15 protein-coding genes are annotated in these 17,318 nt (G+C 46.9%); 14 read left to right on the forward strand and 1 reads right to left on the reverse strand.

The window, feature by feature from the left end; all coding sequences use genetic code 11:
- Positions 1 to 324: 324 nt before the first annotated feature.
- Entirely contained in the window at positions 325 to 903 is a 579-nt protein-coding gene (locus tag L0U88_RS17615; protein ID WP_234867690.1) for a hypothetical protein, read from the reverse strand.
- 1,235 nt (positions 904 to 2,138) lie between these two features.
- Here L0U88_RS17615 and L0U88_RS17620 point away from each other — a divergent pair.
- From L0U88_RS17620 to L0U88_RS17685, 14 genes are all read left to right on the forward strand, one after another.
- Entirely contained in the window at positions 2,139 to 2,621 is a 483-nt protein-coding gene (locus L0U88_RS17620) for a hypothetical protein (RefSeq protein WP_234867692.1), read from the forward strand.
- Between the two features lie 56 nt (positions 2,622 to 2,677).
- Entirely contained in the window at positions 2,678 to 3,550 is an 873-nt protein-coding gene (locus tag L0U88_RS17625) for an FAD binding domain-containing protein (protein WP_234867694.1), read from the forward strand.
- A 21-nt stretch (positions 3,551 to 3,571) separates the two neighbouring features.
- Positions 3,572 to 4,075 carry a (2Fe-2S)-binding protein gene (locus tag L0U88_RS17630; RefSeq protein ID WP_234867696.1) on the forward strand — a complete coding sequence of 168 codons (504 nt, stop codon included), beginning with the start codon at positions 3,572 to 3,574 and terminating at the stop codon, positions 4,073 to 4,075.
- Between the two features lie 29 nt (positions 4,076 to 4,104).
- The gene (locus tag L0U88_RS17635; protein ID WP_234867698.1) at positions 4,105 to 6,471 is read left to right on the forward strand and encodes an aerobic carbon-monoxide dehydrogenase large subunit; all 2,367 of its coding nucleotides are present in this window, start codon (positions 4,105 to 4,107) and stop codon (positions 6,469 to 6,471) included.
- 78 nt (positions 6,472 to 6,549) lie between these two features.
- Positions 6,550 to 7,077: an SRPBCC family protein gene (locus L0U88_RS17640; RefSeq protein ID WP_234867700.1), complete on the forward strand. Its 528-nt coding sequence runs from the start codon at positions 6,550 to 6,552 to the stop codon at positions 7,075 to 7,077.
- Between the two features lie 4 nt (positions 7,078 to 7,081).
- Positions 7,082 to 7,945, forward strand: a complete 864-nt coding sequence (locus L0U88_RS17645; protein ID WP_234867702.1) for an AAA family ATPase — start codon at positions 7,082 to 7,084, stop codon at positions 7,943 to 7,945.
- Positions 7,942 to 9,081, forward strand: coding sequence for a vWA domain-containing protein (locus L0U88_RS17650; protein WP_234867704.1), 1,140 nt, complete (start codon positions 7,942 to 7,944; stop codon positions 9,079 to 9,081). Before L0U88_RS17645 ends, L0U88_RS17650 begins: the two co-directional genes overlap by 4 nt.
- Positions 9,074 to 10,057 carry an XdhC family protein gene (locus tag L0U88_RS17655; RefSeq protein ID WP_234867706.1) on the forward strand — a complete coding sequence of 328 codons (984 nt, stop codon included), beginning with the start codon at positions 9,074 to 9,076 and terminating at the stop codon, positions 10,055 to 10,057. Before L0U88_RS17650 ends, L0U88_RS17655 begins: the two co-directional genes overlap by 8 nt.
- Positions 10,054 to 11,211, forward strand: a complete 1,158-nt coding sequence (locus tag L0U88_RS17660; protein ID WP_234867708.1) for an XdhC family protein — start codon at positions 10,054 to 10,056, stop codon at positions 11,209 to 11,211. Before L0U88_RS17655 ends, L0U88_RS17660 begins: the two co-directional genes overlap by 4 nt.
- Positions 11,208 to 11,822, forward strand: coding sequence for a nucleotidyltransferase family protein (locus L0U88_RS17665; protein WP_234867710.1), 615 nt, complete (start codon positions 11,208 to 11,210; stop codon positions 11,820 to 11,822). Before L0U88_RS17660 ends, L0U88_RS17665 begins: the two co-directional genes overlap by 4 nt.
- The gene (gene moaA / locus L0U88_RS17670) at positions 11,823 to 12,812 is read left to right on the forward strand and encodes a GTP 3',8-cyclase MoaA (RefSeq protein WP_234867712.1); all 990 of its coding nucleotides are present in this window, start codon (positions 11,823 to 11,825) and stop codon (positions 12,810 to 12,812) included.
- Entirely contained in the window at positions 12,809 to 15,382 is a 2,574-nt protein-coding gene (locus tag L0U88_RS17675; protein ID WP_234867714.1) for a TonB-dependent receptor, read from the forward strand. Before moaA ends, L0U88_RS17675 begins: the two co-directional genes overlap by 4 nt.
- Before the next feature lie 5 nt (positions 15,383 to 15,387).
- Positions 15,388 to 16,572 carry a molybdopterin molybdotransferase MoeA gene (locus L0U88_RS17680; RefSeq protein WP_234867716.1) on the forward strand — a complete coding sequence of 395 codons (1,185 nt, stop codon included), beginning with the start codon at positions 15,388 to 15,390 and terminating at the stop codon, positions 16,570 to 16,572.
- 8 nt (positions 16,573 to 16,580) lie between these two features.
- Complete coding sequence (locus tag L0U88_RS17685; RefSeq protein WP_234867718.1) at positions 16,581 to 17,318, forward strand: sulfite exporter TauE/SafE family protein; 738 nt, start codon at positions 16,581 to 16,583, stop codon at positions 17,316 to 17,318.

The following is a 17,318-nucleotide window of genomic DNA, read 5'->3' on the forward strand; positions in this document are numbered from 1 at the left end:
CAACCATTCCTCAAGCGATATGTTACTTTCTTCTTCAAAGTCGTCCCAGTCATTACGTCTTACAATATGTAGGTTATATCCCATGTCTGATTGAAAATTTGGGTGTCAAATATAATTGCATGCAACGTTAAAGCATTGGCGATGTGGCGGTATTCTGTGTTCCGTCTGACCGGTGCCGCTGCTGTTTAAAGATACAAAAGCTCATTGTTTATTTTGCTGCTCGGCGTTATTCGTCTGCTGAAACCGAAGTTGAGTAGCGAACAAAAAGCTGAGAATATATTCTTCGCCCCGCCATATTGCCAATGCCATGTAAGCTGCATGTGCTTAGTCATTAAGTCCTGTCCAACCAGCCAGATAAAGTTGTTTTGTCAGAATATTATAGACTAAGGTTGGTAGATTCTTTATGTGTGATTCTCCACTCATTTTGTACCTTTTAATCTTGTGTGGGTCAAAAAGTATATAAACCCATCTGTCGCCAATCTGATTAACATATCCAAAGTAATATCGATCGTATTTATAAATGTCTTTTTCTACGGTTCTCTGTGCCGCTGCAAGAATGTTTTTTCTTCTGAGTTGTTTTAAACCGGCTTCAGTTAGTTTGGTTGTGTCCATTGACTGATGGGGATAAGGCTTCATATTTTCTTCTATGTCAAGGTACTTACTTTGAGCAGAAACATACTGGGTAAGAATTGCATTTTCAATTTCGTTATTAAGTGTTGTGTCAATTTTGATAAGATTTACCTGTCTTGACGAAACTTTATATTTAATATTGGGATGAACAATCAATACTTTATAGCGCTTTAGTCTAACTGTGTCAAGCTTCGCAGAGTCCGGTAGTCTAAACGTTTTTTGTCCAAAAACGATTAATGGAAATAGTAATATGATTGATAGAAGGATTCTCATAGCATTGCAGCTTACGCGTTTATTTACGCAATTAGACGAAGTTCGTTAAATACTAAATTCCTCATTTTCAATTACCTCCTTCGCGTTGAGGTGGATTGTGGTTGCGCCAATCCAATTTGGGGGTGGGGGGTGCGTTGAGGTGGATTGTTGGAAATTCAAGGGGTGAGGTTCCTGCAATGCTTCGCCACCTGAGTCCCATTGGGGATCAAAGGAAAGGTGCTTAAACTTATACTTTTCCGGGGATCTGTGCAAGGACTGCCGAACATTTTATCAATACTTTTTTGGGGGAAGGGGAGTCGGAGGTTTCGCCGGCTTATGGGGCGCTGGATGAGCAATAATAATTCGACTAACCATGGCAGTTGGATGCAATCCGGTTTTTTTTACCGGAGACCCAAAAGAGCTGAATAAAATCGGGTTTTATAATGTTGTAGGGCGCTGAATTGGGTTGCTTACGGAGGAAGTTGTATAGCTATTCAGGTTGTACAAACTTTTGGTATTTTGGTAACTGTAGGTGTATAGGTATAGTAGTATTGGTAACCATTATTGTATAGTTATTTTAGGTCACAAAAAATAAGGCTGAGCGGTTGCTGAGCGGTTCATGAACGGTTCACTGACGGTTGGAGAACGATGCCGGAACGGTGAAAGAACGATGCCAGAACGGTCAAACAATAGTGCCGGAACGGTCAACTGCTGCCGAATGGTCGAACAAAGTAGGCCGAATGGTAGGTGCTAATCCAACTATTGAAAATGATTGCGTTCAGCAAAACTGAAGCCAAACCATTTCACTAAAGTAAACTAGTATTTTTTTTGATTTTCGCCAAAGTTTAGTTGTATCCAATCGGTCCTCCTTTTGATTGATTGAGTGGAAACCCAGCTACCCTGGTTGCTACCGATTGCCTGGACTGCCCCCTCCATTCTTGCGCCTGATCAATAAATGTTTAAAATACCGGAATTATTTTTTTTGTTGTTCAAAACATTCCTATATTAGACATTGTTGAAACATTGATTCAACGGCACCATCCCAGGGTACTCATTTCTGGCATCTCGCCCGAAGGTTGGTTAGGCTCAAATTACCCTCATAACAGCAACAACAGGACAGTTTCAATCAAACTGTGACAACCAGATTGGCTTTGATCTTTCGGACAGGCTTTGGCATGTGATTAATATCACATTTTTTGAGGAAGGAATAGTGTAACTTATACAATTATTACTAACGATTGCAAAAACTTTAGCAGATGACCTGTCGTCCTAAAGTCAAGGGTTGTAGCCCCTGCCATCAAGTTTCGGTGCCTCCCCCGGGTAAAAAGAAAGACTTCGGTCTGCTCTCAGGCATTCTGCTGGCAGTTCTTCCCAAATGCCCCTTTTGCTTCGTTGCCTTTTCCAGCACCCTTGTCCTCTGTGGGAAAGGAGAAACGATTAGCCAGTCTGATACGCACTCCTCCATCCCAACTATTCTCTTTGCTGCTGTCTTTTGCTCACTCGCAATTTTGAGTATCGCCCTCAGCTACAAAGATTCCCGTACCCGCTATGCCTTGTTGGTGGCTATCGGTGGCACTGCCTGCATCCTTACCAGTGTGCTGCTCGCAGGTGGTGAACCACTCTATTATTTCGGTGTGCTCCTGATTATGGGTGCCGTGGCTATCAACATGCGCAGGTTTCGCTTATTGGAGAAAATGAACCATTGGTTTCGCGGTAGAATGATGAAAAAAGTTGCCTGATCCGTCAGGCTCCACATAGATTTTGAATCAACATCTAAACAGCTAAACTAAAAGCTATGATCCCGCAGTCATTCCAGTATGAATCACCAGGCTCCCTGGCTGAAGCTATCTCCATGCTTCAGCAATATGGAGAGGATGCAAAAATCCTGTCGGGGGGACACAGCCTGATCCCCATGATGAAACTCCGGTTCGCCACACCCGAGTACCTGATTGATATTAATAACATACCCGGACTTTCCTACATCCGGGAAGAAAACGGCACACTGAAAATCGGTGGCCTCACCAGGGAAGCGGAACTTGAACATTCCGATCTGCTCAAACAACATTTTCCCATCTTCGCAGATGTTACCAAACTCATTGCCGACCCCCAGGTACGCAACATGGGTACCATCGGCGGTAACCTGGCCCACGGTGATGCAGCCAATGACCATCCCGCTGTTATGATGGCCCTTCATGCTACTGTCGTGGCTACCGGCCCCGAAGGCGAAAGAGAAATTCCCATCGATGAATTCTTCTACGGGTTCTACATGACTGCGCTGCAACACGGTGATATCCTCACCGAAATCAGAATCCCCATGCCTCCCCCCGGAACCGGTAGCGCCTACCACAAAATGGAAAGAAAAGTGGGCGATTATGCTACCGCTGGTGTGGCTGTTCAAATCACAATTGGAGATAATGGTGTGGTTACTGCTGCGGGTATTGGGCTCACCAATGTAAATCCTGTTCCGCTGCGTGCTGCACGTTCTGAACAGGCTCTGATCGGTAAGCCGTTAACTGAAGCAACCATCAATGAAGCAGCTCTGTATGCATCAGAAGATTGCAACCCTTCTTCCGACCTGCGGGGTAGTGAAGAATACAAACGCTCCATCGTGGCCACCCTCGTCAAGCGGATGATTCACCAGGCTGTCAACCGCGCCAATAATTCATGAACCTTCAAAACCTAGTATAGTATGCTTAAAGAAATAACGATTACTGTTAACGGTCAGCAACATACGCTGGAAGTGGAACCGCGACTCCTGCTCGTCCACATGATCCGCGAAGTACTGAACCTAACAGGCACGCATATTGGCTGCGATACCTCCAGCTGTGGCGCCTGTACCATTTTACTCGATGGCAAATCCATAAAATCCTGCACCGTACTTGCTGTTCAGGCCAATGGTAAATCTATTACCACTATTGAAGGCGTGGCACAGGATAACCAGTTATCTCCCCTGCAGGAAGGCTTCAAAGAGAACCATGGTTTGCATTGCGGCTTCTGTACACCGGGCATGATTCTGCGCGCTACTGAACTGCTTGCTCAGAATCCCAATCCTACCGAAGAGGAGATTCGCTGGGGTATTGCGGGTAACCTTTGCCGTTGTACCGGCTACAATAATATCGTGAAAGCCATTCAATACGCGGGCGCCAAAATCCGCGGAGAGGAATTGCCTTCTACCGAACCAGAATTTGTATAATATTCAAAACCGATTCAATTAGTTGCTTTATGATACAATGCAAAACTTCCAAAGAAATCGGCGGTATGGGCCATTCCCTCAAGAGGAAAGAGGATGCCCGCTTCATCCAGGGTAAGGGTCGATACGTGGATGATGTTAAACTGCCAGGTATGCTGTATATGGATATCGTTAGAAGTCCCTATGCCTATGCCAAAATCAAAAACATCAATATTGACGAAGCCATGAAAGTGCCCGGCGTAGTAGCTGTGGTTACCGGCAGAGATCTCGAAAAATACAACCTGCACTGGATGCCTACCCTGATGTCAGACACCCAGATGGTACTACCTACCGACACGGTAATGTACCAGGCACAGGAAGTAGCTGCGGTGATCGCTACCAGCAAATATGCCGCGCGTGATGGCCGCGAAGCCGTAAGGGTGGAATATGAACCCATGAAACCGGTGATCGATCCCTACAAATCACTGGACCCCGATGCTCCTGTTTTACGCACCGACAAAGAGGGCAAGAAAGACAACCATATCTGGAACTGGAAAGTGGGCGATAAACAAAAGACAGATGATGTCTTCGCCAAAGCAGAAGTGGTGGTGAAAGAACAGATGCATATCCCGCGTATCCATGTGGCTTCTATTGAAACCTGTGGCTGTGTGGCCGATTACGATAAGGTGAACAATCACCTCACCATGTACATGACTACCCAGGCGCCCCATGCAATCAGAACAGTAATTGCCCTGGTAGCCGGACATGTGGGTCTCACCGAAGAAAAGATCCGCGTGATCTCTCCCGATATCGGTGGTGGTTTTGGTGGTAAGGTTCCTGTATATCCGGGTTATGTAATCGCCATTGCAGTTTCTTTCCTGGTTGGCAAACCCGTAAAGTGGATTGAAGACCGGAGTGAAAACCTGCAGGCGGATTCTTTTGCACGCGATTATCATATCACGGCAGAAATGGCCGGTACCAAAGATGGTAAGATCCTGGCCACGCGCTTCAAAGTCCTCGCCGATCATGGTTATACAGATGCGTCTGCCAACCCCTCTAAATTCCCGACGGGTATGTTCTCCATCGCAACCGGCTCTTATGATTATGATGCCACCTATATGGAATGTGATGCCGTTTATACCAACAAGCCGCCAGGGGGTGTTGCCTATCGTTGCTCCTTCCGCGTTACCGAAGCTGTGCATGCCATTGAACGCATCACCGATCGCTTTGCTTTGGAAATTGGAAAGGATCCTGCAGAACTACGCTTGCAGAACTTCATCAAAAAAGAAGACTTCCCCTGGAAATCTCCCACCGGATGGATCTATGATAGTGGCGATTACCACAAGGGCCTGCTGAAAGCCATGGATACCGTGGATTATCACCAGCTCCGCGCAGAACAGGCAGAGAAAAGAAAACGTGGTGAACTGATGGGTATTGGTCTCTCTACTTTTACCGAAGTAGTAGGAGCCGGTCCATCTAAAGACTTTGATATCCTCGGTATCAAAATGTTCGACAGTGCAGAAATTCGGGTACACCCAACCGGTAAAGCCATTGCACGTTTTGGTACCAAATCACAGGGTCAGGGGCACGAAACTACCTATGCACAAATCATTGCAGAAGAACTCGGCATCCCTGCTGAAAATATCCAGATCGAAGAAGGGGATACTGATACCGCTCCTTACGGATTGGGTACCTATGCTTCCCGAAGCACGCCAACTGCTGGTGCTGCTGCGGCTGTGGCTTCCCGTAAGTTGCGCGACAAGGCCAGGAAGATTGCAGCTTACCTGCTCGAAGTGAGTGAGGATGACCTGGAATGGGAACCCGGTAAGTTCTTTGTAAAGGGCGCACCTGAGAAGTCGAAGACCATCCAGGAGATTGTGTTTGCTTCTTATACCAACCATCCTCCCGGCATGGAAGCAGGTTTTGAAGCAACCCATTACTACGATCCACCAAATCTTACCTTCCCTTCCGGTGCCTATATCTGCGTAGTGGATATTGACAAGGAAACCGGTGCCATTCATGTAAGGCGTTTTGTGGCCATCGACGATTGCGGTAATATCATCAACCCGATGATTGTACAGGGACAAGTTCACGGTGGTTTAACACAGGGCATTGCTCCTGCGATGTATGAGGAACTGATTTATGATGAAGCGGGTAATATCCTGAATGGAACCTTTATGGATTACCTGGTGCCAACTGCAGTTGAATCTCCCAAGTGGGAAACCGGTCATACGGTTACTCCTTCACCGCACCATCCGATTGGAGCTAAGGGTGTGGGTGAATCACCCACCGTTGGTGCACCTCCTGCTATTGCCAATGCGATTGTGGATGCTTTGAGTCCCTATGGTATTACCCACCTCGATATTCCAATCACACCTTTCAAAGTGTGGAAGGCATTGAAGGAAAAGGGAGCTATTTAAGCTAGACGCGACTAACTACTATAGCCGGGTCTGCATGCTGGACCCGGCTAATTTCTTAATGATTATAAACAGTTCAAAATGACAACGACGATAACCAAATCATTCCATGTAGATCATCCGGTGGATGCTGTATGGAATAACCTGACCAATCCCACGCAGGTAGTTACCTGTGTGCCGGGGGCCTCGTTGACAGAGCAAATCGACAACGACAATTACAAGGGGGAAGTGGAGCTTAAATTCGGTCCGGTTAAGGCCAGGTACGACGGACTGATCACCTTCCTGGAAAGAGATGCAGCCACCAAAAAAATGTCGCTCAAAGGTACCGGTACCGACAGCAAGGGAAAAGGTGGCGCGGATATGAAAATGGATGGCCAGCTTTCTGAAAAGGATGGTGGTACTGATGTGAATGTTACCATGGAAGTGAATGTAACCGGTATGATGGCACAGTTCGGTTCAAGGCTGATCAATGATGTATCCAACCAGGTATTCGACCAGTTTGTCAACAACTTCAAAAAGCAGTTGGCTGGCGAGCAGGTGGACAATACACTAAGTGCGGGTTCCATGGTGGGCGGTATGATCAAGGGATTCTTTGGAGGTAAAAAATAACAATGTGCATACGATCCAATCCCAACAGGAAATCATTGATGCGCTCGACAGGATGAACTATGTGGCAGCTGATGCATTTGCCACTTCGCTTTTCCTGATGCTGAAACTGCAGAAGCCATTGCTGCTGGAAGGTCCGCCTGGTGTGGGCAAAACAGAAGTAGCCCATGCCCTGGCTAAGATCCTTGACACCAAACTCATCCGGTTGCAATGTTATGAAGGGCTTGATATCAATGCGGCGGTATATGAATGGAACTACCAGAAACAGTTACTCGGAATCAAACTCCAGGAAGGCACTGCACTCTCCATCGAAGAGAAGGAGAAACATATCTTCAGTCATGAATACCTGTTAAAGCGCCCCTTACTGGAATCCATAACCGAATTGTACCAATCGCCGGTATTGCTGATTGATGAACTGGACAGATCGGATGAAGAGTTTGAAGCCTTCCTGCTAGAATTGTTATCCGCTTTTCAGATCAGCATTCCGGAAATGGGAACGATCAAGGCAAAACATAAACCCTATGTGATACTTACGTCTAACCGTACCCGTGAGTTAAGTGATGCGCTGAAAAGAAGATGCCTCTATCACTGGATTGATTACCCCGATCTGGCATTGGAAATGCAGATCGTACAAAAGCACCTGCCGGGAATAGAAGCCAGTTTATTGGAGCAGGTGGTGAAAACGGTGCAGGGCTTCCGTCAGCAAAAACTGGCGAAAATACCGGGGGTATCAGAAACGATCGACTGGGCGCAATCCCTGATGACATTGGGTTACCGGGAACTGAATCAACAGGCATTTGATCAGACCCTGGGTGCCATCCTGAAATCGACAGATGATATCAACCAGGTAAAAGCGGAAGGATTGGTATGAAACAACAGGCCTATCAAACAACCAGCCTAACCGAAGGCATTGTGGCATTTGTGCATTTTGCCCGAAGCCATGGATTGAATGTAGGGCTGCCGGAAACAAAGGATGCCTTGCTGGCTGCCGACCTGGGATTATTAACCAATCGGGAGCTATTCAAGGATGCACTGAAAACGATCTTTTGCAAATCGCCGGAAGAAGAGAAGGTATTTGAAAAAATCTTCCTGTTGTATTGGGATACCAATCCCATTGATCTGCAGGAAAGAAAGGGCAAGGCTACGGTGCAGGGACTCGTAGAAAAAAAGGCCAATGCTACCCTCGTGATGCTGGGGAGAGGAGATAAGCAGGAACAGGAAACCGATGCGAAAAATGTGAGTGGGGCCAATGAAAAAGAACGCCTGAAGAAAACAGACCTGGCGCACGTGAAAGAAACAGATGCAGCGCAATTGGAAGCAATCGCACGAAAACTCTTTAGGGAGATGGCCGTTAGGATGAGGAGACGCATGAAAAGTTCCACCAGGAAGGGAAGGATCAACCTGCGGAGAACCATCCGGCACAGCATCAGTTATGGAGGTGAGCCGATGGAACTTTTCCGGAAAGCGCAAAAGCCCAAAAAACAACGACTGATTGTATTGCTGGATGTAAGCGGCTCGATGGATAAATACAGTTTCTACCTGCTGCGTTTCATTTGCGCCCTGAAAGAACAGTTCAGGCAACTGGAAGCCTTCCTGTTCAGTACTCAATTGCTACGGGTGACAAAAGCATTGCAATTGAACCGGATTGACCAGATCCTGCAAACCGTATCCGACCAGGCTGAACATTGGTCGGGTGGCACGAGAATCGGTAGTTGCCTGGCTAAGTTCAACGAACGTTATGGCAAGTTGCTGCTGAATGGTTCACCGATCGTACTGATTCTAAGTGATGGACTGGATACCGGCACTCCGGAAGAACTGCAAAAGGAATTGAAATACATGAAGGGGAAGGCCAGAAAATTAATCTGGCTGAATCCCTTAAAAGGAATGAAAGGATATGCACCGATCGCAAAAGGCATGAGCGCCGCGCTGCCTGCTATTGATGAATTCAGATCGGCGCATAACCTGGAAAGTTTGCTGGAACTCGAAAATATTTTACAAGATGCTTGAGGTTTTTTTAGAAAAAGGACAGGAACTGAGGAAAAAGAATGAACCCTTCGCCATCGCACTGGTGGTGAGGAGGGAAGCACCCAGCAGTGGCAAAGCAGGTGATAAGGCCATAATCAATAAATTTGGTGAGATCATTGGTTGGGTAGGAGGAGGTTGTGTGCGCGCCATTATCATCAAGGAAGCAGAAGATGCGATGAAAACAGGCAGGGCCCGGCTCGTGCGAATTGGGAAAGCTCTCAACCAATCTCAACAGGAAGGCGTTATGGAATATAAAATGACTTGTCAGAGTGAAGGACTGGTGGAAGTGTTCATCGAACCCGTACTGCCGCCACCCCACCTGGTCGTGATGGGAAAAACAGCCATCGCCAAGGCATTGGTAAAGCTGGCCAAGGCAAGCGGATTTCGGGTAACGGCAGTAGCGCCTGATGTCAAGCCCGATACCTTTGACAAAGTGGATGAGCTGATCACGCAATACAGTCTCAAACAGGTGAATACCACACCTGCAAGCAGTATTGTGGTGGCCACCCAGGGAGATAATGATGAGATCGCTTTGCAGGAAGCAATTGGTAAAACATCCTCTTATCTTGGGTTTGTGTCGAGCAGGAAAAAAGGTGATAAGCTGATGGACTACCTAAAGGATGCCGGTGTGGATCCTTCCCGGGTGGCAACTATCAAATCGCCAGCAGGAATTGATATCAATGCCAAGAGTCCGGAAGAAGTGGCCATCAGTATTCTGGCAGAGGTCATCCAGGTGAAGAGTCAGGTAGCAACGGGGGCTGCCTTCACGATGTTTGATACCACAAGAGAAGAAGCAGGTAAGCCCAAGTTTTATATCAATCCTGTTTGCGGGGTTCCGGTGGATGTGAATAGTCCCAAACACGTAATTGACTACAAAGGAGAAAAAGTGTATTTCTGCTGTGATGGATGCAAAGTGAAGTTTGAGCAGAACCCTGAAAAATATATGGAGAAGGCATGAAGGAAATAAAAGCGATCATACAGGCATACGAGCAGGCTGAACAGGAAGGCAAGAAATCGGCCCTGGTGACCGTGGTGCATTTGGAGGGATCCTCTTACAGAAGACCGGGCGCAAGAATGTTGGTGACGGATGAAGGAGAGATGACGGGTGCAATCAGTGGTGGTTGCCTGGAAGGTGATGCATTGCGGAAAGCCTTATCGGTATTGAATCAACAGCAATCCAGATTGGTTACCTATGATACCAGTGATGAAGAAGATGCTTCCATTGGTGTGCAGTTGGGATGCGCGGGTGTGATCCAGGTACTGATGGAACCAATTGATCATGCAAGGGCCAATCATCCGGTTGAATTGTTGAAAAAGGTAGTTGGTAAACGCCAGCCCTATGTACTGGTGACCTTGTTCTCCCTGGAAGATAAAAAAGGCGCACAGCCAGGTACCTGTTTATTGGTAGAAGCGGATGGCACGGTGAGTGGTGATATGACAGACGCGGCATTGAAGCAGGTAGTGTTGGAAGATGTTACTACCTGTTTCGATCAGCAACAATCCGCTTTTCGAAATTACCGGTCTGCCGATTTTGCGATAACAGCTTTCATTGAATACATCGAACCTGCCCTGGCACTCATGATTATTGGTGCCGGCAATGATGTGATTCCCCTGGTGGAAATGGCCAATACACTGGGCTGGGAACCTTCTGTCATAGATGGAAGGCCTACACACGCAAAGCGGGAACGATTTGCAAGTGCCTGCCAGATCCTGGTCAGCAAACCGGAAAAAGTATTGGAGCAATTGGTGATTGATGAGCAGACCGTGTTTGTGCTGATGACCCATAATTACAATTACGACCTGGCAATGCTGAAGGCATTGGTGCATACTCCGGTTTCTTATATCGGCCTGCTGGGACCAAAGAAAAAACTCGACCGCATGCTGGGAGATTTGAAAGAGGAGGGTATCACTCTAACCGAAGAACAACTATCAAGGATTTATGGTCCGGTTGGTTTGGAGATTGGTGCTGAAACAGCAGAAGAGATTGCCCTTTCCATTTTGTCGGAAATCCGGGCAGTTAAAACAGGAACCGGAGGCAAATCCCTTCGTACCAAGTTAGATACCATCCATTCCAGGGAAGCTACCCGGATCAGTGAAAAACATATCCAGTGAAACCGGACAACCACCATACCCATGACTGCGCGATTGTTATCCTTGCCGCTGGTCAATCTAGCAGACTCGGGGAAGCCAAGCAATTGTTACCTTACAAAGGGAAATCCTTATTGGTGCAGGCAGTGGATACCGCAGTAGCAACAGGTCTGCGGCCGGTTGTAGTGGTGCTGGGCGCCAGGAATGAAATGATGAAGCAGGAGTTAATAGACAAAGAAGTGGTGATCGTGCTGAATGAGCAATGGGAAGAAGGCATGGGCTCTTCTCTGCGATGCGGCTTAAAAAAAGCACAGCAGGTGGCTCCTGAAACGGAGGGTGTGATCTTCATGGTATGTGACCAACCTCATGTGAGTCCTGAATTGTTGATGCAATTGATCGAAACAAGTTCAGCAACTTCGAAGCCCATTGTGGCAAGTAGTTATGGAGAGTTATCCGGTACGCCGGCTTTATTCAGCAGCAAACTATTTCCCGCCTTGCTGGAGATCAAAGGAGATACCGGCGCCAGGAAACTGATCAAACAATATGCGGAGGAAGTAGCTACGATACCCTTCCCGGAAGGGAGCATTGATATCGATACCCCATCCGATTACCAAACCTTACTGAAACAAGATTAAATGGAAGGCCAACTGATAGATACTTATAACCGCGTTCACAATTACCTGAGGATATCGTTGACGGACAACTGCAATTTCAGGTGCTTTTACTGCATGCCGGAAGAGGACTATGATTTTGCACCAGCCAGTAAACTGATGCAGGCGGATGAGATTTATAAGATCGCGAAACTTTTTGTTGAGCAGGGCGTGAATAAAATCAGGCTGACAGGTGGTGAGCCCCTGGTAAGAAAAGATGCGGCAAAAATTATACAACTGCTGGCGCAATTACCGGTGAACCTTACCATTACTACCAATGGTAGCAGGATTCATGAATTCATTGAGCTGCTGAAAGAGAACAGAATTCGTTCTTTGAATATCAGCCTGGATACACTGGACCGGGATAAGTTCCTCCTGATGACCCGCAGGGATCAGTTTCAGCGGGTTTATGATAATATTCATTTGTTGCTGCGGGAAGGCTTTCATGTGAAAGTGAACATGGTGGTGATGAAGGGGATGAACGAAGCAGAGATTCTTGATTTTATTGAGTGGACGAAATTGGATCCGGTGCATGTACGTTTTATTGAATTCATGCCCTTTAGTGGCAACAGATGGACCAGCAATAAAGTGGTTACCTGGCAGGAAATGCTGGAACTCGCGGGAACCAGGTATGATATCCTTCCCCTGGCGGCTGAGCCTAATGATACGGCTAAAAAATACCAGGTGCCGGGGCATAAAGGCACTTTTGCGGTAATCAGCACTATGAGTAATAATTTCTGTGGCACCTGCAATCGCATAAGGCTAACTGCTGATGGCAAGATGAAGAACTGTCTGTTTTCTGCGTCAGAAACTGACCTGTTGCAACCATTGCGGATGGGAGAAGATATCCTGCCGCTGATTCAGCAAACCATTAGGGCTAAACACAAAGAGTTAGGCGGACAATTCACTACCGATTTTGAAAACATAGAAGCAACGACCATCCATAACCGAAGTATGATCACCATTGGAGGATGAAGTTATATTTAACCATTCTGCTTCTTGCATATTCTTTTCTTGCAATTGCACAAGAAAGGGATACTACAGTTCTTTCCGGTAAGGATAGCATTCGGGAATCGGTATTGGGTGAAGTGATTGTTACGGCTTCGCGTTTGCCCGAAAAATTGTTGCTATCGCCGGTGACGGTGGAGAAAGTAAGCCGCTCTTTTTTCCTGACCAATTCATCCCCCTCTTTTTTTGATGCGCTGGACCAGGTGAAAGGTGTGCAGACCATTACGCCTAGCATGGGATTCAAAATCATCAACACACGTGGATTTGCCAATACCACCAATGTGCGATTTGCTCAACTGGTAGATGGAATGGATATTCAATCGCCGCATATTGGAAGTCCGGTTGGAAATGTATTAGGTCCGGGTGACCTGGATATTGAACGTGTAGAAATCATACCCGGCGTAGCCTCCACGATGTATGGCATGAACAGCATCAACGGGCTGGCTAATTTTTACAGTCGCGATCCCTTTCTATCAGAAGGACTCAGCATTCGCCAGCATACTGCCCTCACGCATTTGAATAATACATCCAGTGCGCCACGAATCTTTTCTGAAACCCAGCTTCGTTGGGTGAAAAAACTGAATGCTCAATGGGCGGTGAAATTCAACCTGGGGTATATGCATGGTTATGATTGGGTGGCCGATAACTATAATGATTTAAGTCCGCAAGCCAATGCCAGTACAGGATTGATAGCTAATACGAATCCGGCACTGAACCCCGTGAATAGTTATGGCAATGAAGGACCGAACCGGCGTACGCTTAACCTGGGCGGAAGAGCTTACCAGGTGGCGAGAACCGGTTATCGGGAAATCGATGTAACGGATTATACCCTGCAGAATATTAAAGGAGATGCGGGATTATTTTATAAAACCAAAAAAGGGCATCGGTTTTCTTATACTTTCCGATATGCATTCCTGAATAATATTTACCAGCGCGCGAATCGGTTCCGGTTGGAGGATTATGCGCTGTACCAGCATGGAATTAATTATCAATCGCCCTCCATACAGGCAAAGCTGTATTACAATGGAGAAAATACCGGTGATTCGTATAACCTACGCTCCATGGCAGAAAATCTGGATCGGGCGGGACTAAGCGATAATGAATGGTTTGCACTCTATAACCAGGGTTATACAACTGCATTACAGAGTGGTCAGTCGGTAGAAGCGGCGCATCAACAAGCACGGCAGTTGGCAGACCGGGATCGGTTGCAACCAGGAACAGCCGGGTTTAATGAAACTATTTCGCGACTGCAACAAATCAACAACTGGGATAGCGGTGCGGCATTAAAGGTGCGGGCAGGATTCATCCATGGAGAAGTGCAGTTTAATCTCACAGAGCAATGGTTGAAAAAATGGAAAGAAAAAGCTGGACTGGAGCTCGTGGCTGGTATAGATCATCGCAGCTACCTGGTGCAGCCGGATGGCAATTATTTTATCAATCCGGAAGCAGGCAAAGCAGGTCGCACTATCCGCTATGGCAGAACCGGCGCCTTTGTATCTGCATACAAACAATTGTTGCAGGATAAACTACGGTTAGGGGTAGCTGTGAGATCCGATAAGAATGATTATTTTAAGGTAAAATGGAATCCAAGAGTAACGGCTGTTTACAGTATCAATAGCAACCAGAGCCTGCGCCTTTCTTTCACCAGCAGTTATCGCTTCCCCATTGTATTTGAAGCTTATTCCAATGTGAACAGTGGAGGCGTGAAAAGAGTGGGAGGCTTGCCCGTGATGTCGAATGGGATTTTTGAGAATGCCTGGTTGCAGACCTCCATCGCTACTTACCAGGCAGCTATCTTAAGAGACCAGAACCAGGGCGGACTCAGTAGAAATGAAGCCATCGAAAAGAACAAAGGGTTGTTGCAGAAAAATCCCTATTCCTATCTCGAGCCGGAGCAGGTAAGATCTGTAGAAATTGGTTACAGGGGCGTGTTTTTAAGTGGCAGGTTGTATGTGGATGGAGGTGCTTATTTCAATCGCTACAATTCTTTCATCGCGCAGGCGAATATGAATATTCCAAGAACCACAAATCCGGATTCCATGGCTTATTACCTGGCGGATAACCGGTTGCAGGAGCAGTACCGGATGTGGACCAATTCCTCCACTACGATTGACAATATTGGCTTCCATGCAGGAGGCAGTTTTCGACTAGTAAAGGATTATGTGATTAATGCAAATACGAGCTTCCAGCAACTGTTGAAAACCAGTAACGAGGATGGACTGGAAGATGGATTTAATACACCGGAATGGATGGTGAATGCGGGCATTGCGAACCAGAATATTTTTCATGGCATAGGGGCGGGACTGAATCTGCGCTGGCAGAGCCGGTATTATTGGGAATCCTTCCTGGTGAATGGCGATGTGCCATCCATCACAACTTTGGACGCAAATATTAGTTATCAGTTTACAAAAATGCCACTTCAGCTTAAATTGGGAGGCAATAACCTGTTCAATCGATATTATTATTCCATACTCGGTGGTCCCTCTATTGGCGGTTATTATTACCTGACATTGACCTGGGGACTTCTAAAAAAATAAACACTATGATCAGCTCTGCAGCAGCAAAAGCAATAATAAAAGAACAATGTGAAGCCTTGCCACCGGTGGTGCTTCCCATCAAGCAGGCAATGGGTACTGTGCTGGCGGAAGATATCTATGCTCCTGTTGATATTCCCTGTTATCCGCAATCTAGCATGGATGGCTATGCATTTTCCTATGCAGGATGGAAGCCCGGAGAACCCCTGGATTTGTATGGTGAGATGGCTGCGGGAAGTAATCAAACCATTGAACTAATCCCCGGCAAGGCAGTCCGCATTTTTACAGGAGCAGCCGTACCACCGGGAGCAGATACGGTGGTGATACAAGAAAAGATCCGCCTGGAAGGCGATGAATTGCATATTGAAGATCCTGAACTGACAGCAGGCGATAATGTGCGTCCTATAGGATCTGAGATCAGCAAAAATGCATTGGCATTGGAAAAAGGCACCCTCTTAACAGCACCGGGAATTGGATTCCTGGCAGGGATTGGCCTGGCGGAAGTGAAAGTATATCCCAAACCTCGGGTAGCCATCATCGTTACCGGCAATGAATTGCAGGAACCGGGAAAGCCACTGGAATACGGGCAGGTGTATGAATCCAACTCCGCCTCTCTGACAGCCGCGCTGGAAGCCCTGTTGATCCGGGATATTCAACTCTTTCGGGTGGCGGATAATTTGAACTCATTAAGTGCTACCCTGGCAACTGCGCTGGAACAGTCCGACCTGGTATTGTTGACAGGAGGAATTAGTGTAGGGGATTATGATTTCACGCTGAAGGCGACACTGGAATGTGGCATCGAAACCATCTTTCATAAGATCAAACAGAAACCGGGCAAGCCCATCCTGTTTGGCAAACAGGGACAAAAACCTGTATTCGGATTACCAGGCAATCCGGCTTCGGTTATGACCTGCTTTTATGAATACGTATTGGTTGCGATAGGCGAAATGCAACATCGTAACCTTACCCTGCGCAAGCGCAACGCCATTCTTGCGAATACGGTGAAAAAACCTGCTGGTCCGACTCATTATCTTAAAGGTTATGCAGATGGCGAAAAAGTAATGTCATTGGAAGGACAGGAATCCTATAAACTGAATTCCTTTGCGCGGGCCAATTGCCTGATCATGCTACCGGAAGAATGCACGCAAGCGGGTCCGGGTGATGAAGTAGAAATCCATATCTTACCCTTTTAATCGCGCGCATGGATGCTACGCTGATTTTTTATATCATCTTGTTTGTCGTTGCCTTTTTGTATGCATCGGTAGGGCATGGTGGTGCCAGTGGTTACCTGGCCCTGATGGCCCTGTACGGATTTGCACCCGAAGTGATGAAACCCACGGCGCTGCTGCTGAATCTCTTTGTATCCCTGACTTCTTATATCCAGTTTTACAGGGGCGGGCATTTCAAGTGGAAGATCTTTTTACCATTGGCATTGGCCTCCATACCTATGGCATTTGTAGGCGGACTGCTAACTATCGATGCAACGATTTATAAGAAGATATTAGGGGCGCTGTTATTGTTGCCGATCCTGCGCTTCTTTTTATTAAAAGATAGCAAGCAGGCGGGGTCGGTAGAGTCGAATGTGTGGGTGTCGGTTTTCATTGGAGCCGGTATAGGATTTTTATCCGGACTCATAGGAATTGGTGGAGGCATCATCCTTTCGCCGATTTTGTTGTTATTAAATTGGACCAATCAAAAGCAAACCGCGGCCATCAGTGCCTTGTTTATATTCGTGAATTCCCTGAGTGGCTTATTCGGGCAATTGACCAAGGGCATTCATTTCAGTACAGACATGTTGTGGATGGTGGTAATCGCTTTTGGTGGAGGATTGTTAGGGGCCTGGTTCGGATCCTTGAAATTCAGGCAGGAAGTGCTGAAATTCACACTGGCAACCGTGCTTACGATGGCGGCCTTTAAACTATTGTTTACCTCAGCGTAG

It is taken from the genome of Flavihumibacter fluminis (assembly GCF_021491375.1).
Lineage (GTDB): Bacteria > Bacteroidota > Bacteroidia > Chitinophagales > Chitinophagaceae > Flavihumibacter > Flavihumibacter fluminis.